Here is a 26,477-nt window from a genome sequence, read left to right as displayed (position 1 = left end):
CCTCTCCGGCAACGGGGAGGGGATTTTGCGCTCTATACCAGCGGGCTTTTCCGCCCGGCGAGGTGATCTCCGTTCAGCGCATCCATGATGTCTTTTGCATCGTCATGCTCCAGGCCAGTCAGATCGCGGCCGTCCGAGGCCGCAGGCACCCGCGTGACGACGTCGATCACGGTCCATGTGCCATTCTTTTCCTGGCGGAGATCGTAACGCGCTTCTTTCACTGGCGAAATCGTCCTTGGCCGCAGCGTTGCATCGATGGGCTGTTCTTGATGTGGCCGGTCGGGCGGCGGAGCATGATTCGGACGGTGAACCGCAAAGTCAACCGGTCCGGTCGCTGCTTGGGTGCGCCGTTCTTCAGGCATGCCGCAAAAACTTAAAAGGCCCTCCGGTTTCCCGAAAGGCCTTTAAAAACTGGATGGTGGGCGTAACAGGGATTGAACCTGTGACCCCTACGATGTCAACGTAGTGCTCTCCCGCTGAGCTATACGCCCATCCGATGTCGGCGCATAGACCACAAACCTCCTGGGGCGTCAATAGGCTTTTTTCGGCTTTTTGACAGGAAGTTTTGCGGCCCTTGCGGCGCAGGCCTATGCGGCCAGCATCTTGTTCACTTCGTCCACAAGATCACGCAGATGGAAGGGCTTGGACAGGACCTTTGCGTCCTTCGGAGCCTTCGAATCAGGGTTGAGCGCCACCGCGGCAAAGCCGGTGATGAACATGACCTTCAGGTCCGGATCGAGTTCAGTCGCCCGCCGGGCGAGCTCGATGCCGTCCATTTCGGGCATGACGATGTCGGTGAGAAGAAGCGAAAACGGCTCTTCGCGCAGCCGGTCGTAGGCGCTGGCGCCATTGTCGAACGACAACACCTTATAGCCGGCCTTTTCCAGGGCTTTCACCAGGAACCGGCGCATGTCGTTATCGTCTTCGGCGAGGAGGATTTTTGGACTCATGGATTAAAGCCGTTGCACCTTACGTGTCGATGTCGGGAATTGCGGTAACGTCATGAAACCGCATGTGGGTAAATATCCGGTGAAGACTTAAGATCAAGCCCGTTCACTGGCAGGAAACGACTATGGACATGATTGCCGCCTGCTGGCAACATACACGAAGCATCAAGATTGTGACATGGTAAAAAAGGGCTGCGATGACGCAGAACGTCAGCGAAACCGAACAGTTCGAAGTTCGCGAGCCGGAAATGCAGCGCATTCCCTTTGTCTTCAATTCCCCTCACAGCGGCAGGGTCTACAGCCGTTCCTTCCTTGAAAAATCGCGTCTGGACGAGGTGTCGATCCGCCGGTCGGAGGATCATTTCGTCGACGAACTGTTCCATTCCGTGACAGATCTGGGCGCGCCATTGTTAATGGCGCATTTCCCGCGCGCCTTTCTCGACGTCAACCGCGAACCCTATGAACTCGATCCGCGCATGTTCGACGGGCCATTGCCGCCGCATGCCAATATCAGCTCGATGCGGGTGGCGGGTGGTCTCGGCACCGTGCCGCGGCTGGTGGCGGAGAACATGGAAATTTATCGCGGCCGCTTTCCGGTCGCCGAAGCGCTGGAGCGCATCGAGACGATCTACAAGCCCTATCATGCCTGTCTGCGGCGGCTGATTGCCCGCACCCATGTGCATTTCGGATTGGCGGTTCTGATCGATTGCCATTCGATGCCCGGCAATATCCGGCTGGCCGGAACGGGCCAACGGCCGGATTTCATCATCGGCGACCGCTACGGCACCAGCGCCTCGGCCGACCTGTCGCGGGCGGCGGTGTCTTTGCTGGAGGACCTCGGGTTTTCGGTTGCCCGCAACAAGCCCTATGCTGGGGGGTTCATCACCGAGCATTACGGCCGCCCCGCGCGCGGGCTGCATGCGCTGCAGATCGAGATCAATCGCGGTCTCTACATCGATGAGGCGACACTGCAGAAGAAGAAGGACTTTCCGATGCTGGCCCAAGCCATCAGGATGTTCCTCGGCGGACTGGCCGCGCATGTGGACACATACGCGCCGAGCACGTCGCTGGCTGCCGAATAGGCCGACTTTCTTCCCGGCATCAAGACAAAAAAAACCGCGCTTGTGGCGCGGCTAAGTCTAGGGAGGAAACACCCAAGGAGGGTATTTACAGCCACAAGTGACTGTAGGGAAAAGCTAATATTGCAGCGCACAATTGTCAAGCAAGATTTGGCCATAATTGTTGCGCTGCGCCAAAACCAACGGGTGCTGAACTGCTGCAAAACGCCCGGTTTTGCCGTTCCTTTTGATTTTTGAGGCACGTTCTTCGAAAAATCGGGGCAGGACGGCTTTCGCATGTGCGAATCGGTGCGATTCCTTCGATTTTTTCGCCGAAGACTTCTTTTTCAAAAAAATGTGTCATAAGCACAAACAGCCTTCCATTTCCCGATTTTCGTGAGGTTTCATGCTGCCGGACCGTGAGTTTTTCGATCGCCTTGCCGATGCTGCCAAGGCGCAGACCCTGCCGCGTTTCCGCACCGGCATCAGCGTCGCCAACAAGGAGGCTGCCGGCTTCGACCCCGTCACCGAGGGCGACCGCGCGGCCGAGACGGCAATCCGTACGCTGATCGAAGCGCATTTTCCCGAGCATGGCATTCTCGGCGAAGAGTTCGGCAATGTCGGGCTCGACCGCGATTATGTCTGGGTGATCGATCCGATCGACGGGACCCGCGCCTTCATTTCCGGCCTGCCGGTCTGGGGTACGCTGATCGGCCTCTATCACAAGGGCGAGGCGGTGATGGGGCTGATGGACCAGCCGTTTATCGGCGAGCGCTATTTCGCCGATGGCAAGAGCACCCATTATCGCGGGCCGGGCGAGGACAAGATTGTCTCGACGCGGCCCTGCGCCGACCTTTCCCAGGCGATCATGTTCACCACCTCGCCGCATCTTTATATCGGCGATATCAAGACCCGCTTCGAGGCAGTGCAGAGCAAGGTGCAGCTCGCCCGCTACGGCTGCGACTGCTACGCTTTCGCGCTGCTTGCCGCCGGTCATATCGACCTCGTCATCGAATGCGGCCTGAAGCCTTACGATGTCGGTGGCATCATTCCGCTGATCGAGCAGGCCGGCGGCATCGTCACCGATTGGAATGGCGGTCCGGCGGAAATGGGCGGCGAAGTCATTGCGGCCGGTAGTGCTGAAATCCACGCACAGGCGCTGGCCATCCTGAAGGGCTGAGAGCCGGGGCGCGTCAGGCCGACAGGTCCTCGCTGTCGACCAGGGCCGTATCCGCCGTGCTGCCGGGAATGAAGGCCTCGATGGCGGCGATCGCCTGGGCGCGATAATGGTCGGCTTCCTGCAGAAGTTCGTGCCGGGCGCCATCGATGGGGATCATCTGGCCGGCGCGGAAGTTGCGGGCAAGCGTCTCCACGGCCAGGTGCGGTACCAGTCTGTCCTGCGTCGGCGCCAGCACGATGGTCGGCACGCGGATCTGCGTCAGGTGTTCGCGGGCTGAAACGCGCCTGATCGCCTTGAAGGTTTCGTGCAGCCAGCGGGCGGTGGGCGGTCCGAGCGCCAGTTCTGGATGGGTGTCCGTCAGCGCCTTGTTGCGGGCAAAGCGCCGCCCATCCGAGGTCAGAAGATTTTCCGGAAACGGCCGCGCTCCCCTGTCGCGCATCAAGGGAAGGGAGCCGAGGCCAAGTAGCGTGAAAACGCTGGCCATGAAGCTGATCATGCCAGGACCGACCTTTTGGCCGCCAAGCGCCATGAAGGGGGCGGCGATGGCCAGCCGGTCGATGCGGCTGGCAAGCATCGGCGCCTGCGACAAAGCGACCAGCGCCCCCATCGAATGGGCCAGCATGAAGAAGGGCAGGCGCGTGTCGGGCAGGACGATCTTTTCGAGGAAGGTCGACAGATCGCTCTCGTAGTCGGAAAAGCGCCTGACGTGACCACGCCGCGCGTTTTTCAGCAGCCGCTCGGAACCCGCCTGGCCGCGCCAGTCGAAGGTTGCCACCCAGAGACCCCGCGCAGTGAGTTCGCCGATCGTCTCGGCATATTTCTCGATCGATTCGTTGCGTCCCTGCAAGAGCACGACGGTGCCCTTGGCGACCGGCGTATCCGACTTGAAGATGGCATAGCGGATCCTGCAGTTGCCCACGCCCTCGAAGAACCCGACGGTGTGATTGCCGGGGATCGGGTTGTCCGGGGTGGCGTGAAGCGTAGGCGTCATGGGCAAGTCCGTGTCCGGCGGGTCTTTGAGGGTGCGATGCTGGCGCAAGGATGCGCCGGCAATACACCGGATTTGTGATGGCTCATCCTTGATCGACAGCGATTAAGGAACGGTGCAGGTGAGGCAGCAGAAATACGGGAGCAATTGCCCGGTCACAGAAAAGGACGGGGAAAAAGGGCCGGAAACGGTGGGGACGATATACCGTTCCCGGCCAGAGACAGTCGGCCGGTTGAGGACAGGCAGCATGTGGGAGAAGGGACGTTCACCGCCGCTGCCAGCCTCGTCTTCCGATGTTTGGTTTTATCGCAGTAAAGCTGAACGCAGCTCGAACCGGCCGTTCATCCTGCGTTTATCAGCTGCCGGGCCGATCACAAGGCCGCCGAAGCTTGTCCGCCTTGGGGCTTGAAGGCCGCAAAATGAATTCCCATCTCATCATCACGGGCGCCGAAAACGGGCTCGTTCACCGGTTCTGCCATCGCCGCTTCAAGGGATGACAGAGCCAAGATCGCACACCAGTTGCTCAAAAGAGGACATCATGCGTCACGTTGATTTTTCCCCCCTTTACCGTTCCACCGTCGGTTTCGACCGTCTCTTCACCATGCTCGACAGTCTCGGCCAGCCGGACCAGTCCCAGACCTATCCGCCCTATAATATTGAGCGGACCGGCGAGAGCACTTACCGGATCACCATGGCCGTTGCCGGTTTTGACGAAAGCGAACTTTCGATCGAAGCCCGCGAGCACACGCTGACCGTCAAGGGCGAGAAGAGCGAAGAAAAGGCGAACGACAACCAGTTCCTCTATCGCGGTATTGCCAAGCGCGCCTTCGAGCGCCGCTTCCAACTCGCCGACCATGTGGAAATCCAGTCCGCTTCACTGAAGAACGGCCTGCTTCACATCGATCTCCTGCGCGAAATCCCGGAAGCCGCCAAGCCGCGCCGCATCGACATCGTTGCCGCGCAGTCGGCGCCGAAGCAGATCGAAGCCACCCAGGTCAACGGTAGCGCCAACTAAGCTGTTGACGAGAAGATGCAGCGTCTGAACGGGCGCTGCTGATAATCCAGAGCCGTTTGCAACCTTGTGTTGCAAACGGCTTTTTTGTATGAGTGGGTGATGATCTTGAAGTGGGGTTCAATGAGCGAACTGGTATCCGTGCTGCACCCTGGTGATTTGCCACCCGCGTGGCGCACGAGGTTGTCGCCCTATCATTTCGAACGTGATGAGGTTGGCCAATCATCAGCAGGTGTCTTCAAGCTGGCCAACGGGGGAGAGCCGGGCCTCTTCCTGAAATGTGATCCTACTGGTCCGTTCTCTGAATTGCCGGATGAGGCAACGCGGCTGCGATGGCTTGCGGGAGCCGGGATTGCCTGCCCGAATGTGATTGCGCAGGACGTTCATGACGGACGGAACTGGCTGCTGATCAGCGCTATGCCGGGCCGGGATCTGTCCGCCGCCGCGATCACGCCGCAACAGTGCATTGGGATATTGGCCACCGCTTTGCAGCTGTTGCACGCCATCGATATCCGGACCTGCCCGTTCGACCACAGCCTTTCTAACCGGCTGGCGCTAGCCAAGGCGCGGATGGAGGCAGGGGAGGTTGACGAGGACGACTTTGATGAGGCGCGGCTTGATCAATCGGCCGAAGACCTCTTCCAGCTTCTTGAAACACAAAAGCCTGACGGTGCCGATCTCGTTGTGACGCATGGCGATGCGTGCTTGCCGAACCTGCTGGCGCAGGATGGCCGGTTCAGCGGGTTTATCGACTGTGCCCGTCTGGGCGTCGCTGACCGCTATCAGGACCTGGCGCTTGCCTATCGCAGTGTTTGTGACGATTTTGGCGAGGCTTGGGGACAAGCCTTCCTTGATCTCTACGGTGTCCCCCAGCTGGATCGGGCCAAGCTCGCTTATTATCAATTGCTGGACGAGTTTTTCTAACTCCTGCCTATTCGGCTGCGGCAACCGCGAGGCGCCGTGAGCGTTCGGCATATTTCTGGGCGATCACCGCACAGGCCATCAATTGGATCTGGTGGAACAGCATCAAAGGCAGGACGATGCTGCCGATGCCCTGGCCGGCGAAGATGACGTTGGCCATCGGCACGCCGCTGGCAAGGCTCTTCTTCGAGCCGCAAAAGGTGATGGCGATCTCGTCTTCCCTGGAAAAACCCATCAGGCGGCTGCCGAACATGGTGATGACCAGCACGACGGCGAGAAGCAGGATGTCGAGGACGATGACCACGGCGATGTCGCGGACGGAGAACGTGCTCCAGATGTTTTCCGTCACCGCTTCGCTGAAGGCGAGATAAACGACCATCAGGATCGAGCCGCGATCGACCGGCATCAACAGCGTCTTGCGGGCGCGGATGAAATTGCCGATCCATGGCTGCAGGATCTGGCCAAGGATGAACGGCGCGAGCAGCTGTAGCAGGATCTGTTCCAGCGCATCCAACGAGAAGCCGCCCTGGCCGCCGGACGCGAATAGAAGGCCGACCAGCAGCGGCGTCAGGAACATGCCGAAAATGTTGGAGGCGGATGCGGCACAGATGGCAGCCGGTACGTTGCCGCCGGCCATCGAGGTGAAGGCGATCGACGATTGCACGGTCGAGGGCAGAACGCAGAGGAAAAGAATGCCGGTATAGAGCGCCGGTGGCAGAACGCTTTCAGGCAGGAAGCCGACAGCAAGGCCGAGCAACGGGAAGAGCACGAAGGTCGAGGCCAGGATGACGATGTGCAACCGCCAGTGCAAGAGGCCCGCCACCACGACATCGCGCGACAGCCGCGCACCGTGCAGGAAGAACAGCAGGCCGATGGCGATCTTCGTTGCCAGGCCGAACCAGTCCGCCGGCGCGCCTGAAATCGGTAGCAGCGATGCAAGGATCACCGTGCAGACAAGCAGGATGGTAAAAGTATCGGGCAGGAAGCGGCGCATATCGATCGTCCAGATAATCGGAAAGCAGATGGCGGCATCATTGTCATTATGATATCGAATGCAAGAAATAACGATTATCACATTTCAGGATGACCGATGCTTGATCTGGTGCAGCTTCGCAGTTTCCTCGCGGTCGAGCAGATGGCGAGCTTCACCCTGGCGGCCGAGCGGCTTGGGCTCGGGCAATCGACGGTCAGTCAGCATATCCGGCGGCTGGAAGCCGATCTCGGCCGCAAACTGGTCGAGCGCGATACACATCATGTGTCGCTGACGGCAGATGGCGAGGCCTTGCTAGGCCCCGCCAGAGCCATGCTGTCGCTGGACGGGCAGGTTAAATCGCTGTTTGCCGAGCGCAGCCTGCATGGCCGGCTGCATCTCGGCGTGTCCGAAGATTTTGTCATGAGCCGTCTTCCGGCGGTGCTAGAGGATTTTACCCGGGCACATGCCTCGGTCGATCTCGAACTGACGGTGGCCTTGAGCGGGACGCTCTATCAGATGCAGGACGAGGGCGCGCTGGATCTGGTGCTGGCCAAGCGCCGGATCGGCGATGCGCGCGGCCAACTGGTCTATCGCGAGCCGCTGGTCTGGTTGGCGCGCGATCCGGAGCGGGTGATGCGCAGCGATGTGCTGCCGCTGATCGCTTTTCCGCCGCCGAGTATTACCCGCAGCGTCGCACTCGAAGCGCTGGAGCGGGCCGGAGTTCCGTGGCGTATCGTCTGCACCTGCGGCAGCCTCAGCGGACTGACAGCTGCGGCGCGTGCCGGAATGGGCGTTCTGGTGCAGCCGCGCAGCATGGCACCGGCAGGATTGCGCGAGATCACCTCGGACAGGCTGCCGCGGCTTGAGGATGTCGAGTTCGTGCTGGTGGCGCGGCGTGGGGCGGACAGGGCGCTGGTAAAAGCCCTGTCCGGTGAGATCCTGTCCACAGTCGGCGGCCTGCAGGCGGCTGCGGGGGCAGGCAAGGCGCTCTGATCAGAGGGCTTTCAGAAACTGGTCGACATCCTCAGGCGTCGTCGCAAAGCTGGTGACCAGGCGGTAGAGGCCTTCCTTCTCAGCGACCGAGTCCGACAAAGTGTGCGGCACCGGCCAATCGTAGAAGACGGCGCCATCAGCCTGAAGCTTGACTGCTGTCTCCTTCTTCAGCACGACGAACAGCTCGTTGGACCCGGTCGGCCAGGCAAGATGGGCGCTGTTCGACCTCTCGATACCCGTGGCAAGCCGGCCCGCCATGCTGTTGGCGTGGCGGGCAAGGTCGAGCCAGAGGCCGCCTTCGAGATAGGCGTCGAACTGGGCGGCGATGAAGCGCGATTTTGAAAACAGCTGGGCGGAGCGCTTACGCAGGTAGCCCATCTCCTCGGCCTTGGACGTATCGAACAGGATCAGCGCCTCGGCGCACCAGCAGCCGTTCTTGGTGCCGCCGAAGGAGAGCAGGTCGATGCCGCGTTTCCAGGTCATTTCGGCTGGCGTCGTATCGAGCGTCACCAGCGCATTGGCGAAACGGGCGCCGTCCATGTGCAAAGGCAGCTTGGACGACTTGGCGATGGCGGCGATCGCATCGATTTCGTCCAGGCTGTAGACGGTGCCGGCCTCGGTCGCCTGCGTCATGGTGATGGCCATCGGCTGGCCGCCGTGGACGCCGCCGCCGCGGGTGCGCTGGATTTCCTTCTCCAGCCGGCTCGGGTCCATCTTGCCATTCGGCCCATCGACCGGGGCAAGCTTGGCGCCATGCGAGAAGAATTCCGGCGCGCCGCATTCATCTGCATTCACATGCGCTTCGCGGTGGCAGAGTACGTGACCGCCCGGACGGTTGGTGCTGGCCAGCGCCAGCGAGTTGGCGGCGGTTCCGGTGGCGACGAAAAAGACGGCGACCTCACGTTCGAACACCTCTGACAGCGCCTTCTCGACCTTCTTGTCGAGATCGCTGGTGCCATAGGCAGGCGCAAAGCCGCCGGCGGCCTTGACGAGGCTTTCGGCAATCACGGGGTGGGCGCCCGCCCAGTTGTCGGAAGAGAAAATCATGATGCAATCCTGCTGTTTCGAGGAAATGTCCCCGAATTGAACGGTCGGGAGAGACCATACGGATGCCGTCGCGGCAATCAATCCAGACAAGGCGAGATAGGGACAATATCAGACCAGTTTGAAACCAAATTGAAGAAAACGAGAGGTTAGCGAAAGAAAATTACAAAAAGGCGAAATTAACCGCAATGTTCGGTAAAATAGGATCGAATATTTTGCATTAGTGGTCTTGCAGAGGAGGGTGCTTTCTGGCATAGAGCCTATGAAATAGGACAGTATGACTGTCCTATTTCGGTCTCAAGACCGGAAGGACGCCGAAAAGCCCGCCTGATGCGGCTTCTGGCTGACGATTGTAGACCGCGCCGGACGCTTTCTTGTCCGGGCAGGCGGGACAATCGCGATGGTCGCGAGCACTCTGTGCCGGATGCAGTCCATGCTTCATTTGCGACCGGATCAGGATCATGCAACGATAATGCCGGTGCCGGCTTCAGCGGGACTCTTGCCCGCAAAAGCCTGCCTGGATTGCGGAAATATCCGGCCATGCCGGGTTAACAGGAGGGAAGACGATGACGGACCTTACGCCATCCACCGTAACTGGTTTCAACACTGCGCGCCCAACGGCGACGGTTGAAAAAAATACCGCATTTCCGGGCCTGCCGAAAAAACAGGGACTTTATGATCCGCGCAACGAGCATGACGCCTGCGGCGTCGGCTTCGTCGCGCATATGAAGGGCCAGAAGTCACACCAGATCGTCAAGGACGGCCTGTTCATCCTGGAAAACCTGACGCATCGCGGCGCTGTCGGCGCCGATCCGCTGATGGGCGATGGTGCCGGCATTCTGGTGCAGATCCCCGACCGTTTCTTCCGTGAGGAAATGGCGCTGCAGGGCGTCATCCTGCCAAAGGCCGGAGAATACGCTGTCGGCTACCTGTTCATGCCGCAGGACGAGGCGCAGATCGCCCATTTCAAGCAGGTCATCACCGATGTCGTTGCCGAAGAAGGCCAGACGCTGCTCGGTTTTCGTGAAGTGCCGGTCGATAACGCGTCGCTGTCCAAGGCCGAACACATTGCCGCGACCGAGCCGCACCACGTCCAGGTCTTCATCGGTGCCGGTCGCGATGCGGCCACCAACGCCGAATTTGAACGCCGCCTGTTCACGCTGCGCAAGGTGATTTCCAACCGCATCTACGATGCCTTCGAAGGCGCCGAAACCGGTTTTTATCCGGTATCGCTGTCGACCAAGACCATCGTCTACAAGGGCATGTTCCTGGCCTATCAGGTTGCCGCCTATTTCAAGGATCTGGCCGATCCGCGCTTCGAATCGGCTGTCGCGCTGGTGCACCAGCGCTTCTCGACCAACACCTTCCCGTCGTGGAAGCTGGCGCATCCTTACCGTATGGTTGCGCATAACGGCGAAATCAACACGCTGCGCGCCAACGTCAACTGGATGGCCGCGCGCCAGGCATCGGTGTCCTCGCCGCTGTTCGGTGGCGACATTTCCAAGCTGTGGCCGATCTCCTATGAGGGACAGTCGGATACCGCCTGTTTTGACAACGCGCTCGAATTCCTCGTGCAGGGCGGTTATCCGCTGTCGCATGCGGTCATGATGCTGATCCCGGAAGCCTGGGCCGGCAACCAGCTGATGGCGCCCGAGCGCAAGGCATTCTACGAATATCACGCCGCTCTGATGGAGCCGTGGGATGGTCCTGCCGCCGTCTGCTTTACCGACGGCAAGCAGATCGGCGCGACGCTCGACCGCAACGGTCTGCGCCCGGCGCGCTACCTCGTCACCGACGACGACCGCGTCATCCTCGCGTCCGAAGCCGGCACGCTGCCGGTCAAGGAAGAGAGCATCATCAAGAAGTGGCGCCTGCAGCCGGGCAAGATGCTTTTGATCGATATGGAAGAAGGCCGGATCATCTCCGACGAGGAGTTGAAATCGACCCTTGCCAACCAGCATCCCTACCGCCAGTGGCTGGACAACACCCAGCTCATTCTCGAAGATTTGAAGCCGGTCGAGCCCCGGGCGCTGCGCCGCGACGTGTCGCTGCTCGATCGCCAGCAGGCGTTCGGCTACACCCTGGAAGACACCAAGATTTTGATGTCGCCGATGGCGACGACCGGCCAAGAAGCCATCGGCTCGATGGGAACCGATACGCCGATCTCGGCGATGTCGGACAAGACCAAGCTGCTCTATACCTATTTCAAGCAGAACTTCGCGCAGGTCACCAACCCGCCGATCGACCCGATCCGCGAAGAGCTGGTGATGAGCCTCGTCTCGTTCATCGGCCCGCGCCCGAACCTGCTCGACCATGCCGGCATGGCCCATGCAAAGCGGATGGAAGTGCGCCAGCCGATCCTGACCAACGGCGATCTCGAAAAGATCCGCTCGATCGGTCACACGGAAGACCGTTTCGACACCAAGACGCTCGACTTCACCTATGACGTAACGCGCGGTGCCGAAGGCATGCCGGAAATTCTCGACCGGCTGTGCGAACGGGCCGAGGCCGCCGTCAAGGGCGGTTACAACATCATCGTGCTCTCCGACCGCCAGATCGGTCCGGACCGCATGGCGATCCCGGCGCTACTGGCAACGGCGGCCGTCCACCATCACCTGATCCGCAAGGGGCTTCGCACCTCCGTCGGTCTCGTTGTTGAAACCGGCGAGCCGCGCGAAGTGCACCATTTCTGCCTGCTGGCAGGCTATGGTGCCGAAGCGATAAACCCCTATCTTGCCTTCGATACGCTGACCGACATGCACAAGCGCGGTGAATTTCCGAAGGAAGTCGATGGCAGCGAAGTCGTCTACCGCTACATCAAGGCGGTCGGCAAAGGCATCCTCAAGGTCATGTCCAAGATGGGCATTTCGACCTACCAGTCCTATTGCGGCGGCCAGATTTTCGACGCGATCGGCCTGAACTCGGAACTGATCGACCGGTATTTCTTCGGCACGGCAACGCAGATCGAAGGCATCGGCCTCGAAGAGATCGCCAAGGAAACCTTCAACCGCCACCAGGCGGCCTTCGGTGCCGATCCGCTTCTGAAGAACACGCTCGATATTGGCGGCGAATATGCCTACCGCATGCGCGGCGAAGGCCATGCCTGGTCGCCGGACGCGGTTGCCTCGCTGCAGCATGCCGTGCGCGGCAATGCCGAGGATCGTTACCGCGAGTTTGCCGAGATGGTGAATGGCGCAGCGTTGCGGATGAACACCATTCGCGGCCTGTTCTCGATCAAGGGCGCCGAAACTATCGGCCGCAAGCCGATCCCGATCGACGAGGTCGAGCCGGCCGTCGATATCGTCAAGCGGTTTTCGACCGGCGCCATGTCGTTCGGATCAATCTCGCGCGAAGCCCATACGACGCTGGCCATCGCCATGAACAGCATCGGCGGCAAGTCGAACACTGGCGAGGGTGGCGAGGAAGCCGATCGTTACCTGCCGCTCCATGATGGCTCGCGCAATCCGGAACGTTCGGCGATCAAGCAGATTGCCTCCGGCCGTTTCGGCGTCACAACCGAGTACCTGGTCAATGCAGACATGCTGCAGATCAAGGTGGCGCAGGGTGCAAAGCCCGGCGAAGGCGGCCAGCTGCCCGGCCACAAGGTGGATGCGACGGTTGCCAAGACCCGCCATTCGACGCCGGGCGTCGGCCTGATATCCCCGCCACCGCACCATGACATCTATTCGATCGAGGATCTGGCACAGCTGATCTACGACCTGAAGAACGTCAACCCGGAAGCGGATATCTCCGTCAAGCTGGTCTCCGAAGTCGGTGTCGGCACGGTTGCGGCCGGTGTTGCCAAGGCCCGCGCCGATCATATCACCGTCTCCGGCTATGACGGCGGCACCGGTGCTTCGCCGCTGACATCGCTCAAGCATGCAGGATCCCCTTGGGAAATCGGCCTTGCCGAAACCCATCAGACGCTGGTGCTGAACGGCCTGCGTTCGCGCATCGCGCTGCAGGTCGATGGCGGCCTGAAGACGGGCCGTGACGTCATCATTGGCGCGCTGCTGGGAGCCGACGAGTTCGGTTTCTCGACGGCGCCGCTTATTGCCGCAGGCTGCATCATGATGCGCAAATGCCATCTCAACACCTGTCCGGTGGGGGTGGCAACGCAGGACCCGGTCCTGCGCAAGCGCTTCAAGGGTGCGCCCGAGCATGTGGTCAACTACTTCTTCTTCGTTGCCCAGGAAGTGCGCGAAATCCTGGCGTCGCTCGGCTTTGCCAGGTTCGATGAAGTCATCGGGCTTTCCGAACTGCTCGAAAAGGATGCGATGATCTCGCACTGGAAGGCCAACGGTCTCGACTTCTCCCGCATCTTCCACAAGGTCGATGCGCCGAAGGAAAAGACCTATTGGACCGAGAGGCAGAACCATCCGATCCACGACATTCTCGACCGCAAGCTGATTGCGGCAGCGATGCCGGCGCTGGAATCGAAGACGCCTATGACGATCGAGGTCGATATCAAGAACGTCGACCGATCGGCTGGCGCGATGCTCTCCGGTGAAGTCGCCAAGCGCTACCGTCACAAGGGGCTGAAGGATGACACGATCACGGTGAAGCTCACCGGCACCGCCGGACAGTCGTTCGGCGCCTTCCTGGCGAAGGGCATCACGTTTGAACTGATTGGCGACGGTAACGACTATGTCGGCAAGGGTCTGTCGGGTGGCCGCATCGTCGTGCGCCCGCCGGAAAACTCCAAGATCGTCGCGGCCAAGTCGATCATCGTCGGCAATACGGTGCTTTACGGCGCGATTTCCGGCGAGTGCTACTTCAACGGTGTCGCCGGCGAACGCTTCGCCGTGCGCAACTCCGGCGCCATCGCGGTCGTCGAGGGCGTCGGAGATCATGGCTGCGAATACATGACAGGCGGTGTGGTCGTGGTTCTCGGCGAAACCGGCCGCAACTTCGCAGCCGGCATGTCGGGCGGTGTTGCCTATGTGCTGGATGAAAGCGACGATTTCCCGAAACGTTGCAACATGGCGATGGTCGAACTCGAGCCGGTTCCGGAAGAGGACGACATGCTGGAGAAGCTGCATCATCACGGCGGCGACCTCATGCACAAGGGCATGGTCGATGTTGCCGGCGACATGACGCGCCATGACGACGAGCGGCTCTACCAGCTGATCTCCAACCATCTGCACTACACGGGCTCGCCGCGCGCCAAGGAAATCCTCGACCACTGGGTCGAGTTCCGGCCGAAATTCCGCAAGGTCATGCCGGTCGAGTACCGGCGTGCGCTCGAGGAAATGGAGCGCATGCGTATGGGCATCGCGGCGGAGTAGTTAAAGATCGGTGCCTTGTGTTATGGGAATTCAACCTATGATGGAGGCGCCGATGTCGGCAATTGCAAGAGAACACAGAAGCAGGATCATCAAAGAAGGCAATCGACGCCTTGTCGCCATTCCGGATGATTTCTTCCTCGAAGGGGAGGAGATCGTCATCGTTCAAGACAGGGACGGCGTCATATCTGTTCATCCGGCGGAAGAAGCCGAGCGTGAAGCGATGTGGGCAAGGTTCAATCCTTTCATAGTGTGGAAGGATGGGATTGGCCAGGGGTTGTTGAGCCGGACGAATAACAACTGGTGACGGGAAAGGTTTGGAATATGCGTTTTTCCGTTGCCATTCACAGGCTGATTTCAGTTTCCATCGCAGTCGCCATTCCAATGGCAGTCTATGTGGTGAACGGTGCAGCAGGGTGGGAATTCATCGTATTGGGCGCGGCCGTGGGTTTCGCCTACTGGTATTGGGGACCGGCATGGCCCTCGCTGTGAAATAAGGGACGGGTAGATGGGTAAGGTCACAGGCTTCATGGAAATCGACCGGCAGCTGGCGAAGTATCAGCCGGCGTCGGACCGTATTCGGCATTTCCGCGAGTTCACAATCCCGATGTCGGAACCGGAAGTGCAGAAACAGGCGGCGCGCTGCATGGACTGTGGCATCCCCTATTGTCATGGCCCGACCGGCTGCCCGGTGCACAACCAGATCCCCGACTGGAACGATCTGGTCTATAACGGCAACTGGGAAGAGGCGATCCGCAACCTGCACTCAACCAACAATTTTCCGGAATTCACCGGCCGCATCTGCCCGGCGCCGTGTGAGGAAGCCTGCACGCTGAACCTTGAAGATGCGCCAGTGACGATCAAGACCGTCGAGCAGGCGATTGCCGACAAGGCCTATGAAATGGGCTACATCGTGCCGCAGCCGGCCTTCACCAAGACCGGCAAGAAGGTGGCGATCATCGGCTCCGGCCCGGCCGGCATGGCAGCGGCCCAGCAGCTTGCCCGCGCTGGTCACGAAGTTCATGTGTTTGAGCGTGAATCCAAGCCCGGCGGACTGCTGCGCTACGGTATTCCGGACTTCAAGATGGAGAAGAACTTCATCGACCGCCGCGTCGATCAGATGCGCGGCGAAGGCGTGACCTTTCATTGCGGCGTCAATGTCGGTGTTGATCGCACCGTTGACAGCCTGATCGAAGAGCATGATGCCGTGCTCTATTGCGGCGGTGCCGAAACGCCGCGCGATGCCGGTATTCCGGGCGTCGAATTCCACGGCGTCCATGATGCGATGCCTTATCTCGTCCAGCAGAACCGCCGTGTCGGCCGCGAAAACATCGACAGCGTCGGCTGGCCGTCGGACCCGATCCTCGCCGGGGGCAAGCATATCGTCGTCGTCGGCGGTGGCGATACCGCGTCCGACTGCGTCGGTACAGCGTTCCGTCAGGGTGCCGTCAAGGTCACCCAGCTCGACATCCGCCCGCAGCCGCCGGAAAAGGAAGACAAGCTGTCCGTCTGGCCGTTCTGGGCCACCAAGATGCGCACCTCGTCCTCGCAGGCCGAAGGTGCGGTGCGCGAATTCCAGGTGGCGACGCTTGAGTTCGTCGGCGAAGACGGCGTCTTGACCGGCGTCAAGTGCTGTCAGGTCGATGAGCGCCGCAAGCCGATTGCCGGTACGGAATTCGTCATCAAGGCCGATCTCGCCTTCATCGCCATCGGCTTCAGTGGCCCAGGCACCGACAGCGTTCTGAAAGACATGGGCGAGAAGCTCACCATCGGCAAGGACAAGCGCGGCGGCTCCTTCGTCACCGCCAATGACAAGGACTACCGGACCTCGGTCGACAAGGTCTGGGCGGCCGGTGACGTGCGCCGTGGCCAGTCTCTGGTCGTCTGGGCGATCCGCGAAGGCCGCCAGGCAGCCCGGGCGATCGATGAAGCGCTGATGGGCTCGACCGTTCTGCCGCGTTAATCACGCCCGCCTTCTGGCTTAAGGCAAACCCAATTGGAAAACGCCGCGTGCCGGGCTGGTGCGCGGCGTTGGCCGTTCCGTTGCAACGGCGCGCCGCCTGCACTTGGGTTGAAGTAATGGCGCCGCGATCCCATGCAACATTAACTTGCTGCAATGAAACGGTAATAAACCTTTAATTTGTAAATATTCGCAGCAGTTATAATATCCATCTCAAGCGTATTTCATGATCCATCAGTATTGATCGCCAGTTCAGGCGCATCTCTGAAGATAAATCGTGGAAGAAACGCTGCCGATCACCCGACGCCGCGTTCCCATCACAGGGAGCCATGACGCCGCACCCCAACGCATTCGTAAGGGACCCTTTGTCATGTCCAACATTCTCCTGACTCACCGTGCCGCAGCGCTGGTCGGAGCCGCCATCCTGGTCGGCGCGGCGGCGTTCCCCTTCACCATTCATCCCACACCTGCAATGGCAGCGTCCGCGCCAGCCACCGCGCCGCTGGTGTCCAGCGGCTCCTTTGCCGATGTCGTTTCTGCCGACAAGCCGGCGGTCGTCACCATCACCACGACCATGAAGGCTACCGATGTCAGCGACAGCGGCGACAACTCGCCGATGGACGAGCAATTCCGCCAGTTCTTCGAGCAGCAGGGCATTCCCATGCCCAAGCAAGCGCCGCAGCACCAGGAAGGTGAACGCGGCATGGCCCTCGGGTCGGGCTTCATCGTCAGCAGCGATGGCATCATCGTCACCAACAATCATGTGATCGACAACGCCATCGATATCAAGGTGACGCTGGATGATGGTACGGAACTGCCGGCCAAGCTGCTGGGCGCCGATCCGAAGTCCGATCTCGCCGTGCTCAAGATCACGGCCGGCAAGCCGCTGGCCACGATCGCCTGGGGCGATTCCGACGCATTGAAGCTGGGCGACCAGATTCTGGCGATCGGAAACCCCTTCGGCATCGGCACGACGGTCACCGCTGGTATCGTTTCGGCCCGTGGCCGCGATCTGCACAGTGGCCCCTATGACGACTTCATCCAGATCGACGCGCCGATCAACCATGGCAATTCCGGTGGCCCCCTCGTCGATCATGCCGGCAATGTCGTCGGGATCAATACCGCGATCTATTCGCCGAACGGCGGTAGCGTCGGTGTCGGTTTCGCCATCCCGTCCGATCAGGCGCAGAAGGTCGTCGCCAAGCTGGAAAAGAGCGGATCGATCGACCACGGTTATCTTGGCGTCCAGATCCAGCCGGTGACGGCGGATGTTGCCGACGCGGTCGGGCTCGCCAAGGCGGAAGGCGCTCTGGTCGCTACCGTCAACGCGGGGACGCCGGCGGCCCATGCGGGTGTGAAGACCGGCGATATCATCATGAGTATCGGCAGCGAGGCGGTAAAGTCGCCGCACGATCTGTCGCGGCTGGTTGCCGATCTGGCACCGGGCGCAAAGGAAGCCATGACCGTCTGGCATGATGGCAGGACTGTTGACCTCCGCGTCACCGTCGGCGGCAATGACGGCGACGAGAAGCAGGCTTCGGCTACCAGGGAGGACAGCAAGATGCAGACCGGTCCGAGCATCGGCGTGGCCCTTGCCGACCTGACACCGGATGTTCGCCAGGAACTGAAGCTACCTGACAATGCGACCGGTGCCGTTGTTGCCAAGGTCAACCCGGACAAGCCGGCTGCCGCTGCCGGTATCCAGACGGGCGATGTCGTCGTCTCGGTCAACGACAAGGCCGTCCTTGGCGCCAGCGATGTGAAAACTGCGATCGCCAATGCGGTGAAGTCCGGGCGCAAATCCGTGCTGCTGCTCATCGAACGCGGCGATCAGAAGACCTTCATCGCCGTGCCGTTCGCGGCAACCTGACCCCGGGTTGGCAGCCTTACTCGCAAGATGCGGGCTGCCGAAGACCCCGTTCTCCCGGCGGAAGGAGGACGGGGTTTCATGCTTGAGCAGGGTTAGTTGCGGAATACCGGATTGCTGATCACCGTGTCCGGTTTTGATAATCGGAAATCATCCACCCGCCCCGCCGGCGCTTCGGCCACTTCGCCCTTTTCAACGAGCCGGTCGCGCGGGCTCTTGCCGTTGCTCGTCAAGACCGCGCCCCCACCGAGAAGGGTGGTGGAGCCGTCCAGTTCGGGATCGTTGAGACCGATCGGCTGGGTCTGGAGAATATCCTCGTTGGCCGTCGGGGCAGCGACGACCAGGTCCTTCATGCCGTCGGCGCCCGGAATATCCTGGGCCGAGGCGGCAGCATCGCCCAGAAGCTTGCGGATATCCTTTTCGACATAGAAGGCGAGCTTGCGCTTGCCGGCCTTGGTGAGGTTGATACCGTCGGATCCGCGCAGACGGACCTGCTGGCCGTTGATATCGGAGCCCGTCATGACGAATTTTCCGTCCTCATCGACGAAGCCATCCCAGATATCGACAAAGGTACCGCCGACCTTTTCGGCTTCCGTGCGGAAGACCCCGTTCAGGGTCACCATATCGGCGGTCATCGACGTCGACTGGAAAGGCGGCATGCCGACCCAGAGCATCGGCGTCTTGTCCTTGCGGGCAAGCGCAGCGAAGGCGCCGGCCCGGCGGGTATATTCGGCAAGCCAGCGGTCGGTGCGGAATTTTTCCTTCTCACCGCCGATCGACATCTGCTGACGCTCGTTGGCGCCGAGGCTGATGATGATCAGTGCCGGTTTCGTTTCTGAAATATAGGCGGACAGGTTTTCCGGCCAGTTGAAATAGTCCTCGCGAACAAGTCCGGAGGAGCCATTGGCGCGGGTTTCGATGACGATGCCTGGGGTCGTCTCAAAGGCAGTCTTCAGTCCGTCGCCAAGACTGCCGGCAACAAAGTCGCCGACGACGAGGACCTTCTTGGCCGTTTCCAGCTTTTCGACGACGACGGGGGCGGGCTCGGCAGGCGCCGGTTTCGCCTTTTGCTGTGTCTTTCTGACCTTCAGACGTTGCTGCTGCTGTGGCTGCCTTTGCCGAGGCTCGTAGATCGGAGCGTCGTCGTAGACGGGAGGCGCTTGCCGGCGGCCAAATCCGAAAAGCATGTCGAGAATGGTCCGGCGTTCTTGCGCTTGCGCCTGGCGGGGTGGCTCCATGACGCACGCAGTCAGGCTGATCGCGACGACGATCAGACCGTTGAACAGGCGGTGAAGGCCGCTGCTGCTGTCTCTGCCGCTCATGCACCTGTTCCGCACTGTTCTGGCCCGACGTCTAAAGTGTCTCTACGCAAACGCGCAACGCCTCTCTTTCGAAAGGCGCCGCATCAAGGATGCACAAGGATTGCGCCGCAATTGAGAGCGTTCAACGCCCCGGAATGTTACTTCCGCAACGCCTTCAGCAGGTGCTGGGTCGGTTCGCCGTCAGGCGAAAGGCCATTGCGGTTCTGGAAGGCCTGGATGGCGGCCTTGGAGCCGGAGCCGAAATTGCCATCGACTTCGCCGTCGTAATAGCCGAGTTCCTTCAGGCGGGACTGCAGCTCGAACTTCTGCTTGATGTCGAGCGAACCGTCCGGGCGGCTCCAGGCCTGCTGCATGCCGCCATAGCCGGCGATCTCGTCTGCCAGAAGGCCAACGCCCAGCGCATAGGAGTCCGAGGCGTTGTAGCGCTTGATGACGAAGAAATTCTTGGTCATTAGGAAGCCTGGGCTACCATCGCCACCGGGCATTTTCAGCTCGGCGCGGGCGTCGCCGTTGCGGAAACCCTTGCCGTTGGGGCGGGTGAATCCAAGTGCTGCCCACTGGGCAACCGTCTTCGTCTGGCCGGCATACTGGCTGCCGTTTTTCGGCGGGGAGACCTCGTAACCCCAGGTCTGTCCGGATTGCCAGCCGTTCTTCTTCAACAGGTTGGCTGCGGTCGCGAGCGCGTCCGGCACCGAGTTCCAGATGTCTTTATGGCCATTGCCGTCGGCATCGACTGCGTAGAGCAGGTAGCTGGTCGGAATGAATTGCGTGTGGCCCATGGCACCGGCCCAGGAGCCGTTCAGCTCGCGCGGCGTGACATCGCCGTTCTGCAGGATCTTCAGAGCCGCGATCAATTGCGTCTTGGCATATTTGGACCGTTTCGGATCGGCATAGGCAAGCGTGGCGAGAGCGCGCGGCACGTAATGCAGGCGATCGTCCTTTTCCAGCACGGCGCCGTAGTTGGATTCCATCGACCAGATGGCCAGGAGCACGTTCCTGTCGATACCGAAATGCTTCTCGAGCGCCGCGAGCGTGCGGCCATGCTTGACCGCCATCTCCTGCCCGACCTTGCGGGTGTAGGGATTGACGCGGCTGTCGATATATTCCCAGATCTTGCTCTTGAACTCGGGCTGATAGGCCGCCTTCTGCAGCACGTCCGGATCGGGCGTCTTCACGCCGGCGAAAGCCTGGCGGTAGGTCGCCTTGGTGATGCCGCTCTTGGCGGCGGTGGCATAGAAGCTGTTGATCCAGGTCTCGAAACCCGCGTCAGCCGAGGCTGTTGCCGGGGAAAACAGGGCTGCGGCTGTCATCAATGCGGCGGCAGCACAGCGAAGGAGGGTGTGTCGGGTCTTTGTCATCAGCTGTCGTTTCCGTTGGTCGGCGCTCTGCTGCGATCAGGGGTGACCGGCGGTGCGCAAATTTACAGTCTTAGAGCCAGCTTCATGCACAGGTTACATGCATGTGGTTCCATTCTCTAGCCGTTCAGCCCGAGAGGCAACCGCCAGAAACGAAATCTTACGAAAATGAAGTCAACAAATTCTTTACCATGAATGGTTGGTAAGGTCTTCCTTTGCAAAAAAATAGCAATTTTACGTTTATTGCCTATTGATAGAGGCCCTAACCGTTTTAAATCACGCTGCTGTGATCCTGGAGATGTCAATGACTGACAAGCGTAAAGTTCGTAAAGCCGTTTTCCCTGTCGCCGGCCTGGGGACCCGATTCCTGCCCGCGACCAAAGCCGTTCCGAAGGAAATGCTGACCGTCGTCGACAGGCCGGTGATCCAGTATGTCGTGGACGAGGCGTTGAATGCGGGCATCGAACATCTGATCTTCGTCACCGGCCGCAGCAAGCACGTGATCGAGGACTATTTCGATATCCAGGTCGAGCTGGAACAGACCCTGCGCGAGCGTAACAAGACGGCGGAACTGACGCTTCTCGAAAGCATTCTGCCGGTTGCCGGCAGCACCAGCTTCACCCGCCAGCAATCGCCGCTTGGGCTTGGCCACGCCGTCTGGTGTGCGCGTGAACTCGTTGGCAACGAGCCTTTTGCGCTGCTCTTGCCCGACATGATCATGCAGTCCGAAAAGGGCTGCCTGAAGGGCATGGTCGAGCTTTACGAGCAGAGCGGCGGTAACGTCATCGCCGTCGAAGAATGCGCGCCGGACCAGACCCATAAATACGGTATCGTCGGCGCTGGCGAAAAGGTCGGCGACGGGTTCAAGATCACCAAGATGGTCGAAAAGCCGCCGCAGGGTACCGCCCCCTCGAACTTCTTCATCAACGGCCGTTACATCCTCCAGCCGGAGATCTTCTCGATCCTGGCGACGCAGGAGCGCGGCGCCGGTAACGAGATCCAGCTGACCGACGGCATGCTCAAGCTTGCCCAGACGCAGGATTTCGCCGGGTACCATTTCCGCGGCAACACCTATGACTGCGGCATGAAAGAAGGCTTCATCCTGGCCAACGTCGCTTTCGCCTTGGCGCGCGGCGACATCCGGCCGGGGGTGGAAGGTCCTCTGAAGGCTTTGTTGCACGACCTGAAGTAACCCATCCGATAGACGCAAAAGAGCCCGTTGACGGAATGGTCGGCGGGCTCTTTTCGTTGTCGGGTCAGCGGCGCAGGGTCAGTCCGACGCCGACGCGGGCGACATTGGTCGCCGGGCCGCTGTCGCGGGTCGTGTGCTCGTAGCTGACGTCGCCCGTCAGGGCGAGGTAGCGGTTGAGGTCCCAGGTGAGGCCCGCACCCGTCGCCCAGACTTTTTCGTCATCCGAATTGCCGCTGGGGAAATTGCGAAGGGTCAGGCTGTTCGACAGCCGAGCCACGAGAGCGGTGCGTAATTCGTGGGTCGCCCGGCTGCTCAGCGTATAGACCATGGCGCCGCTTTCGCCAGCGGTCGTCGATGGCTCGAGGCCGGTGGAAACGCCGTAGGCTACCTCGGTGCCGCGCTGCGGTGACCAGTTGATCGTGCCATCGACGGTGAAGCCCTTCAACTCGTCGAGCCGGTTGTCGTCGAACCGGTAGGTTTGATAGCCGAGGGCGATCTCGCCATTGAGCTTCTCGCCCAGATCAGCCTCGATACCGGCGCGGGCGCCGTAGCTGTCATAGGACCGTTCGAACCCGAGCGTATCCCTGCGCAGGTCGTAGATCGACTTTCCGGCCGATGCCTCGATGAATGGAATGAGTGCCGGCGAAAGCTCGTAGCCGACACGCACGGTGACAGCACCGGCATTGCGGTTTCTGTCTTTCATCGACAGCGTGCCGCCATTGTCGAGTTCGGCACTACCATAGACATAGCGGTCGAAATCGACCTTGGCGGAGCCGCGCAGGATGCCGAAATCGCGCTCGATACCGGCGCCCAGCGTATATTGATCGATGCCGGACTGGACGCTTGCATTGGTGATCGCGTTCGGGTCGGTCGAATCCTCGCGCTCGAAATGATAGCCGGCCTTGAGCGTCGCGGTCGTCTGTTCGGAAAGGTCGAGCCTGAGCGCCGCCTCGATGTCGGCGGTCGGTTCCGTCTCTCCGGAGCCGGAGACATTGCGCTGCCATGTGCCTTCGCCGGTCACCGTCAGCTGGTGGCGGGACCAGTCGGAGGTGAGCGTGCCCTTCAGTCCGGTCTCAAGATAGCTGCGGCTCTGCTTGGAACTGCCGGTTTTGTTGCTTTCGAAATTATAGGTCTGGCCGAGGGTCGGCTTCAGGATGAAGCTGCCAAACCGGATGCCCTGTGCATCGTTGCGACCGATATCGAGCTGCGATCTGAGGCCATCGACGGTATTTTGGCGCAGGTTGGTGCGAGCCATATCCTCGTCGACCGTGGGGTCGTTGAGCAACGGTTCGCCGGCATCGGTGCTGATCGAACCGGTGGTGATCGCTGCATCCGCTGCAGGCTCCGCGCCGGGCAGTGCTGTTCCGGGTAATGCTGTGGCCGTGGTTGCAGGGGCGGTGCCGTCCGATGCGGGAAGAAGAGCCTGGGCAGAGACGTTTTGCGGCAAAAACAGCGCACAGCCGGCCACCAGCCAAGCCGCAGTGGCTGCCGGACGCGCGAGGGTCGTCCTCTTCGTGCGTGGATAGAATGGCGTCATCTGCCGAATGCCCGGAAATCCGTTTACCAGTGTTGAGCAACCGTAAACGGATGTGGTTAACCATTCCTTTCCGAAACGGCATTCGGCTTTATTTTCAGGCGCTTTCGACGGTCAGGCGGCCGCCGTTGCTGCCGATCACCTTGACGCGGACACCGGCGGCAAGGTCCGGTCCGTTGACGGTCCAGGTGGTGTCGTCGAGCCGCATGCGGCCGCGTCCCTCGGCAATCGGCTGTTCCAATACGGCGGTACGGCCGATAAGGCTCGCACCCCGCTGGTTGAGCAGCGGTTCGTCGGACGTGTCGCCAGAGCGGGCGAGCAGCCGGCGGCCGATGAGGGCGGCTGCGACTGAGAGGACCGCAAAGAACACCAGCTGTGCCTGCCAGACCCAGAAGCCGGCGTCCCAGAGCAGCAGCGAAAGGGCGCCGGTGATGATGGCCGCAATACCGATCCAGACGAGAAAGACGCCAGGTGCGACGACTTCGGCGGCCAAAAGCACCAGACCCAGAACCCACCAGCTCCAGGGCCCCAGTTCGAGGATGACGCGCTCGATCATCGGTCAGCCTTCCTGCTTGGCCGTATCGAACGGATTGCGCACAGGCGCCGTGCGTGGGGTCACCTGGCGTACCGGGGCCGGCGCATCGCCGCCGCCATTGCCGAAGACTTCGCGCGCGATCGCACCGATGCCGCCGAGCGAGCCGATCAGCGAAGAGGCCTCCATCGGCATCAGCACGATCTTCGAATTCGGCGCGGTGCCGATTGCCGCCATGGCCTCGGTGTACTTCTGGGCGACAAAGTAGTTGATTGCCTGCACGTCGCCGGCGGCGATGGCTTCGGAGACCATCTTCGTCGCCTTGGCTTCTGCCTCGGCCAGGCGTTCGCGGGCCTCGGCATCGCGGAAGGCGGCCTCGCGCTGGCCTTCGGCCTGCAGAATGGCCGATTGCTTGGCACCTTCGGCGCGCAGGATCTGGGCGTTACGCGAGCCTTCGGCTTCCAGAACCTGGGCGCGCTTTTCGCGTTCGGCCTTCATCTGGCGCGCCATGGCATCGACCAGATCCTTCGGCGGCTGGATATCCTTGATCTCGACGCGGGTCACCTTGATGCCCCACGGACCAACGGCCTCATCGACCACATGCAGCAGCTTGTCGTTGATGATCTCGCGGTTGGACAAAAGTTCGTCGAGATCCATCGAGCCCATCACCGAACGGATGTTGGTCATCGTCAGGTTTAGGATGGCGCTCTGCAGGTCGGAGACCTGATAGGCGGCCTCGGCAGCGTTCAGCACCTGATAGAAGGCGACGGCATCGGCAGCGCAGCTGGCATTGTCGCGGGTGATGACTTCCTGCGTCGGCACGTCGAGCACCTGCTCCATGACATTCATCCGGGCGCCGATCTTGTCGATGAACGGAATGATGATGTTGAGGCCGGGCTCGAGGGTTCTTGTATAGCGGCCGAAACGTTCCACCGTGTAGCGATATCCTTGCGGTACCGTCTTGATGCCGGCGAATAGCACAAGGATGACGAGTACCACGAAGGCGATGACGACGATGTCCAGTCCGGCCAGAGGCATGGGGGTGATTCTCCTTTTGGGTGCGTCTTGTTGTTGGATGCACTCTAGGAAAACACGTGGCAGTTGGTCAGCTTATTTGCAAGAAGACGGCCGAATTTCTCGCGCCCGCCGAGCGTCGTTCCCGGCAAGGGAGGGTGGTTATACCCAGCCCTGCAATTCCCGGCGTACCACGTGCTCCAGCACGGTCATGCCACCCTGGCTGTCGTTCAGGCACGGGATATGGGCGAATTTCTCGCCACCGGCATGGTGGAAGGTCTCGGCGGCTTCCACCGCGATTTCCTCAAGCGTTTCCAGGCAATCCGAAACGAAGCCCGGATTGATCACTGCGATGCGCTTGATGCCTTCCTTGCCGAGTTTCTCGACGGTCTTGTCGGTATAGGGCTGCAGCCATTCTTCCGGGCCAAAGCGGGACTGAAAGGTGACCTGCAGCTTTTCCTTGGACCATCCGAGCTTTTCGCGCACCAGCCGCGCCGTCTTCTGACACTGACAGTAATAGGGATCGCCCTTGTCGAAATAGGACTGCGGGATGCCGTGGAAGGATGTCAGCACCACCTCCGGCTCCCAGTCGAGCGTGGCGAGGTGGCTGGTGATCGAATTGGCCAGCGCCTCGATGTAGACCGGGTCGTCGTGATAGGGCGCAACGGTGCGCAAAGCCGGCTGCCAGCGCATTTTCAAAAGCGCCTTGAACGCCTCGTCGTTGACGGTCGCCGTCGTTGCCGCCGCGTATTGCGGATAGAGCGGGAAGACGAGGATCCTTTCGCAGCCGTCTTTCTGCAGTTCGTCCATCTTCGACTTGATCGACGGCTGACCGTAGCGCATCGCCCAATCGACGCGGACATTCGGCAGGTCGGCGAAGGATTTCGCCATCGTTTCCGCCTGGTTGCGGGTATAGGTGCGCAGGTAGCTCTCATCGAGCTCCTTGTTCCAGATCGTCTCATAAGCCTTGCCGACCTTGGCGGGACGTGTGTTGAGGACGATGCCGAACAGGATCGGGTACCAGAAGAAGGGCGACCACTCGATCACCCGCCGGTCCATCAGGAATTCCTTGAGGTAGCGCCGCATCGACACCTTGTCTGTGCCATCCGGCGTGCCGAGGTTGACGAGCAGCACACCGACCTTGCCAAACTTGACGGGCGGATGGTTCGGGGCGGTCATCTCGGTGGCAGCGGTCATGGCATATCCTGCAAGTACGGGGTTGGAGCCTCTTATACGGCAAGGGGCGCCTGCGGTTCACGCTGTTCTTAAAAAGAAAAACCGGCCCGGGAAACCCCGGACC

At 60.8% G+C, this 26,477-nt stretch carries 23 protein-coding genes and 1 tRNA gene; 11 read left to right on the top strand and 13 right to left on the bottom strand.

The annotated features are described in order from the left end of the window. Positions 1–32 precede the first annotated feature (32 nt). The 3 genes from ACP7BS_RS16900 to cpdR1 form a co-directional block, all read right to left on the bottom strand. Positions 33–362, bottom strand: a complete 330-nt coding sequence (locus ACP7BS_RS16900) for a hypothetical protein (RefSeq protein WP_426239016.1) — start codon at positions 360–362, stop codon at positions 33–35. Positions 363–416: 54 nt separating this feature from the next. Next, a tRNA-Val gene (locus tag ACP7BS_RS16895) sits at positions 417–491 on the bottom strand. 96 nt (positions 492–587) lie between these two features. Continuing rightward, a complete protein-coding gene (cpdR1, locus tag ACP7BS_RS16890; protein WP_018327941.1) occupies positions 588–950 on the bottom strand; it encodes a response regulator CpdR1 in 363 nt (120 codons plus the stop codon). A 194-nt stretch (positions 951–1,144) separates the two neighbouring features. Here cpdR1 and ACP7BS_RS16885 point away from each other — a divergent pair, with 194 nt between their 5' ends. After that, positions 1,145–2,029, top strand: a complete 885-nt coding sequence (locus tag ACP7BS_RS16885) for an N-formylglutamate amidohydrolase (RefSeq protein WP_426239015.1) — start codon at positions 1,145–1,147, stop codon at positions 2,027–2,029. 136 nt (positions 2,030–2,165) lie between these two features. On the opposite strand, the gene ACP7BS_RS16880 is transcribed toward ACP7BS_RS16885, so the two are convergent. Continuing rightward, a complete protein-coding gene (locus ACP7BS_RS16880) occupies positions 2,166–2,369 on the bottom strand; it encodes a hypothetical protein (protein ID WP_426239014.1) in 204 nt (67 codons plus the stop codon). A 42-nt stretch (positions 2,370–2,411) separates the two neighbouring features. Here ACP7BS_RS16880 and hisN point away from each other — a divergent pair, with 42 nt between their 5' ends. After that, positions 2,412–3,185: a histidinol-phosphatase gene (gene hisN, locus ACP7BS_RS16875; protein ID WP_426239013.1), complete on the top strand. Its 774-nt coding sequence runs from the start codon at positions 2,412–2,414 to the stop codon at positions 3,183–3,185. A gap of 13 nt (positions 3,186–3,198) precedes the next feature. Here hisN and ACP7BS_RS16870 read toward each other — a convergent pair whose 3' ends face one another. Beyond that, positions 3,199–4,176 carry an alpha/beta fold hydrolase gene (locus ACP7BS_RS16870; RefSeq protein WP_426239012.1) on the bottom strand — a complete coding sequence of 326 codons (978 nt, stop codon included), beginning with the start codon at positions 4,174–4,176 and terminating at the stop codon, positions 3,199–3,201. 535 nt (positions 4,177–4,711) lie between these two features. On the opposite strand from ACP7BS_RS16870, the gene ACP7BS_RS16865 reads away from it, so the two are divergent. Both ACP7BS_RS16865 and ACP7BS_RS16860 read left to right on the top strand, forming a co-directional pair. Next, entirely contained in the window at positions 4,712–5,188 is a 477-nt protein-coding gene (locus ACP7BS_RS16865) for an Hsp20 family protein (RefSeq protein WP_426239011.1), read from the top strand. A gap of 120 nt (positions 5,189–5,308) precedes the next feature. Then, a complete protein-coding gene (locus tag ACP7BS_RS16860) occupies positions 5,309–6,109 on the top strand; it encodes an APH(3') family aminoglycoside O-phosphotransferase (RefSeq protein WP_426239010.1) in 801 nt (266 codons plus the stop codon). Positions 6,110–6,116: 7 nt separating this feature from the next. On the opposite strand, the gene ACP7BS_RS16855 is transcribed toward ACP7BS_RS16860, so the two are convergent. Continuing rightward, positions 6,117–7,100 (bottom strand): bile acid:sodium symporter family protein, encoded by a 984-nt coding sequence (locus tag ACP7BS_RS16855; protein WP_426239009.1) that lies wholly within the window; start codon positions 7,098–7,100, stop codon positions 6,117–6,119. A 96-nt stretch (positions 7,101–7,196) separates the two neighbouring features. On the opposite strand from ACP7BS_RS16855, the gene ACP7BS_RS16850 reads away from it, so the two are divergent. Next, entirely contained in the window at positions 7,197–8,072 is an 876-nt protein-coding gene (locus ACP7BS_RS16850; protein WP_426239008.1) for a LysR substrate-binding domain-containing protein, read from the top strand. Here ACP7BS_RS16850 and ACP7BS_RS16845 read toward each other — a convergent pair whose 3' ends face one another. Further along, positions 8,073–9,119 (bottom strand): threonine aldolase family protein, encoded by a 1,047-nt coding sequence (locus ACP7BS_RS16845; RefSeq protein WP_426239007.1) that lies wholly within the window; start codon positions 9,117–9,119, stop codon positions 8,073–8,075. A 563-nt stretch (positions 9,120–9,682) separates the two neighbouring features. Between ACP7BS_RS16845 and gltB the strand changes: the two genes are divergently transcribed. The 5 genes from gltB to ACP7BS_RS16820 all read left to right on the top strand — a co-directional run bounded on the left by gltB (position 9,683) and on the right by ACP7BS_RS16820 (position 18,231). Continuing rightward, positions 9,683–14,404: a glutamate synthase large subunit gene (gene gltB / locus ACP7BS_RS16840; RefSeq protein WP_426239006.1), complete on the top strand. Its 4,722-nt coding sequence runs from the start codon at positions 9,683–9,685 to the stop codon at positions 14,402–14,404. 52 nt (positions 14,405–14,456) lie between these two features. Further along, positions 14,457–14,708 (top strand): hypothetical protein, encoded by a 252-nt coding sequence (locus tag ACP7BS_RS16835; RefSeq protein WP_426239005.1) that lies wholly within the window; start codon positions 14,457–14,459, stop codon positions 14,706–14,708. Between the two features lie 17 nt (positions 14,709–14,725). Next, positions 14,726–14,893 (top strand): hypothetical protein, encoded by a 168-nt coding sequence (locus tag ACP7BS_RS16830; protein WP_426239004.1) that lies wholly within the window; start codon positions 14,726–14,728, stop codon positions 14,891–14,893. A 16-nt stretch (positions 14,894–14,909) separates the two neighbouring features. Continuing rightward, entirely contained in the window at positions 14,910–16,364 is a 1,455-nt protein-coding gene (locus ACP7BS_RS16825; RefSeq protein WP_426239003.1) for a glutamate synthase subunit beta, read from the top strand. A gap of 367 nt (positions 16,365–16,731) precedes the next feature. Further along, on the top strand, positions 16,732–18,231 hold the full coding sequence (locus tag ACP7BS_RS16820; RefSeq protein WP_426239002.1) for a DegQ family serine endoprotease: 1,500 nt from the start codon (positions 16,732–16,734) through the stop codon (positions 18,229–18,231). 92 nt (positions 18,232–18,323) lie between these two features. Here the strand turns inward: ACP7BS_RS16820 and ACP7BS_RS16815 are convergent, their stop codons facing one another. Further along, a complete protein-coding gene (locus tag ACP7BS_RS16815) occupies positions 18,324–19,550 on the bottom strand; it encodes a DUF459 domain-containing protein (RefSeq protein ID WP_426239001.1) in 1,227 nt (408 codons plus the stop codon). Positions 19,551–19,687: 137 nt separating this feature from the next. Then, complete coding sequence (locus tag ACP7BS_RS16810) at positions 19,688–20,908, bottom strand: lytic murein transglycosylase (protein WP_426229728.1); 1,221 nt, start codon at positions 20,906–20,908, stop codon at positions 19,688–19,690. Positions 20,909–21,209: 301 nt separating this feature from the next. On the opposite strand from ACP7BS_RS16810, the gene galU reads away from it, so the two are divergent. Next, the gene (gene galU, locus ACP7BS_RS16805; RefSeq protein WP_426239000.1) at positions 21,210–22,097 is read left to right on the top strand and encodes a UTP--glucose-1-phosphate uridylyltransferase GalU; all 888 of its coding nucleotides are present in this window, start codon (positions 21,210–21,212) and stop codon (positions 22,095–22,097) included. A gap of 64 nt (positions 22,098–22,161) precedes the next feature. On the opposite strand, the gene ACP7BS_RS16800 is transcribed toward galU, so the two are convergent. The 4 genes from ACP7BS_RS16800 to hemH form a co-directional block, all read right to left on the bottom strand. Further along, entirely contained in the window at positions 22,162–23,634 is a 1,473-nt protein-coding gene (locus ACP7BS_RS16800) for an outer membrane beta-barrel protein (RefSeq protein ID WP_426238999.1), read from the bottom strand. A 94-nt stretch (positions 23,635–23,728) separates the two neighbouring features. After that, positions 23,729–24,187: an NfeD family protein gene (locus ACP7BS_RS16795; protein WP_426238998.1), complete on the bottom strand. Its 459-nt coding sequence runs from the start codon at positions 24,185–24,187 to the stop codon at positions 23,729–23,731. Between the two features lie 3 nt (positions 24,188–24,190). Then, the gene (locus ACP7BS_RS16790; RefSeq protein WP_426229724.1) at positions 24,191–25,201 is read right to left on the bottom strand and encodes an SPFH domain-containing protein; all 1,011 of its coding nucleotides are present in this window, start codon (positions 25,199–25,201) and stop codon (positions 24,191–24,193) included. A 138-nt stretch (positions 25,202–25,339) separates the two neighbouring features. Further along, positions 25,340–26,374: a ferrochelatase gene (gene hemH / locus ACP7BS_RS16785; protein ID WP_426229723.1), complete on the bottom strand. Its 1,035-nt coding sequence runs from the start codon at positions 26,372–26,374 to the stop codon at positions 25,340–25,342. Between the last annotated feature and the right edge of the window lie 103 nt (positions 26,375–26,477).

Origin of the sequence: Pararhizobium sp. DWP1-1-3, assembly GCF_049896125.1 — a bacterium.
Taxonomy (GTDB): Bacteria; Pseudomonadota; Alphaproteobacteria; order Rhizobiales; family Rhizobiaceae; genus Pararhizobium.
This window is presented reverse-complemented; position numbering and strand designations above follow the sequence as displayed.

Bases quoted from the DNA above. Each gene is read 5' to 3' on its own strand.
- ACP7BS_RS16900 (WP_426239016.1), bottom strand. From the start codon at position 362: ATGCCTGAAGAACGGCGCACCCAAGCAGCGACCGGACCGGTTGACTTT.
- cpdR1 (WP_018327941.1), bottom strand. From the start codon at position 950: ATGAGTCCAAAAATCCTCCTCGCCGAAGACGATAACGACATGCGCCGG.
- ACP7BS_RS16885 (WP_426239015.1), top strand. From the start codon at position 1,145: ATGACGCAGAACGTCAGCGAAACCGAACAGTTCGAAGTTCGCGAGCCG.
- ACP7BS_RS16880 (WP_426239014.1), bottom strand. From the start codon at position 2,369: ATGACACATTTTTTTGAAAAAGAAGTCTTCGGCGAAAAAATCGAAGGA.
- hisN (WP_426239013.1), top strand. From the start codon at position 2,412: ATGCTGCCGGACCGTGAGTTTTTCGATCGCCTTGCCGATGCTGCCAAG.
- ACP7BS_RS16870 (WP_426239012.1), bottom strand. From the start codon at position 4,176: ATGACGCCTACGCTTCACGCCACCCCGGACAACCCGATCCCCGGCAAT.
- ACP7BS_RS16865 (WP_426239011.1), top strand. From the start codon at position 4,712: ATGCGTCACGTTGATTTTTCCCCCCTTTACCGTTCCACCGTCGGTTTC.
- ACP7BS_RS16860 (WP_426239010.1), top strand. From the start codon at position 5,309: ATGAGCGAACTGGTATCCGTGCTGCACCCTGGTGATTTGCCACCCGCG.
- ACP7BS_RS16855 (WP_426239009.1), bottom strand. From the start codon at position 7,100: ATGCGCCGCTTCCTGCCCGATACTTTTACCATCCTGCTTGTCTGCACG.
- ACP7BS_RS16850 (WP_426239008.1), top strand. From the start codon at position 7,197: ATGCTTGATCTGGTGCAGCTTCGCAGTTTCCTCGCGGTCGAGCAGATG.
- ACP7BS_RS16845 (WP_426239007.1), bottom strand. From the start codon at position 9,119: ATGATTTTCTCTTCCGACAACTGGGCGGGCGCCCACCCCGTGATTGCC.
- gltB (WP_426239006.1), top strand. From the start codon at position 9,683: ATGACGGACCTTACGCCATCCACCGTAACTGGTTTCAACACTGCGCGC.
- ACP7BS_RS16835 (WP_426239005.1), top strand. From the start codon at position 14,457: ATGTCGGCAATTGCAAGAGAACACAGAAGCAGGATCATCAAAGAAGGC.
- ACP7BS_RS16830 (WP_426239004.1), top strand. From the start codon at position 14,726: ATGCGTTTTTCCGTTGCCATTCACAGGCTGATTTCAGTTTCCATCGCA.
- ACP7BS_RS16825 (WP_426239003.1), top strand. From the start codon at position 14,910: ATGGGTAAGGTCACAGGCTTCATGGAAATCGACCGGCAGCTGGCGAAG.
- ACP7BS_RS16820 (WP_426239002.1), top strand. From the start codon at position 16,732: ATGTCCAACATTCTCCTGACTCACCGTGCCGCAGCGCTGGTCGGAGCC.
- ACP7BS_RS16815 (WP_426239001.1), bottom strand. From the start codon at position 19,550: ATGAGCGGCAGAGACAGCAGCAGCGGCCTTCACCGCCTGTTCAACGGT.
- ACP7BS_RS16810 (WP_426229728.1), bottom strand. From the start codon at position 20,908: ATGACAAAGACCCGACACACCCTCCTTCGCTGTGCTGCCGCCGCATTG.
- galU (WP_426239000.1), top strand. From the start codon at position 21,210: ATGACTGACAAGCGTAAAGTTCGTAAAGCCGTTTTCCCTGTCGCCGGC.
- ACP7BS_RS16800 (WP_426238999.1), bottom strand. From the start codon at position 23,634: ATGACGCCATTCTATCCACGCACGAAGAGGACGACCCTCGCGCGTCCG.
- ACP7BS_RS16795 (WP_426238998.1), bottom strand. From the start codon at position 24,187: ATGATCGAGCGCGTCATCCTCGAACTGGGGCCCTGGAGCTGGTGGGTT.
- ACP7BS_RS16790 (WP_426229724.1), bottom strand. From the start codon at position 25,201: ATGCCTCTGGCCGGACTGGACATCGTCGTCATCGCCTTCGTGGTACTC.
- hemH (WP_426229723.1), bottom strand. From the start codon at position 26,374: ATGACCGCTGCCACCGAGATGACCGCCCCGAACCATCCGCCCGTCAAG.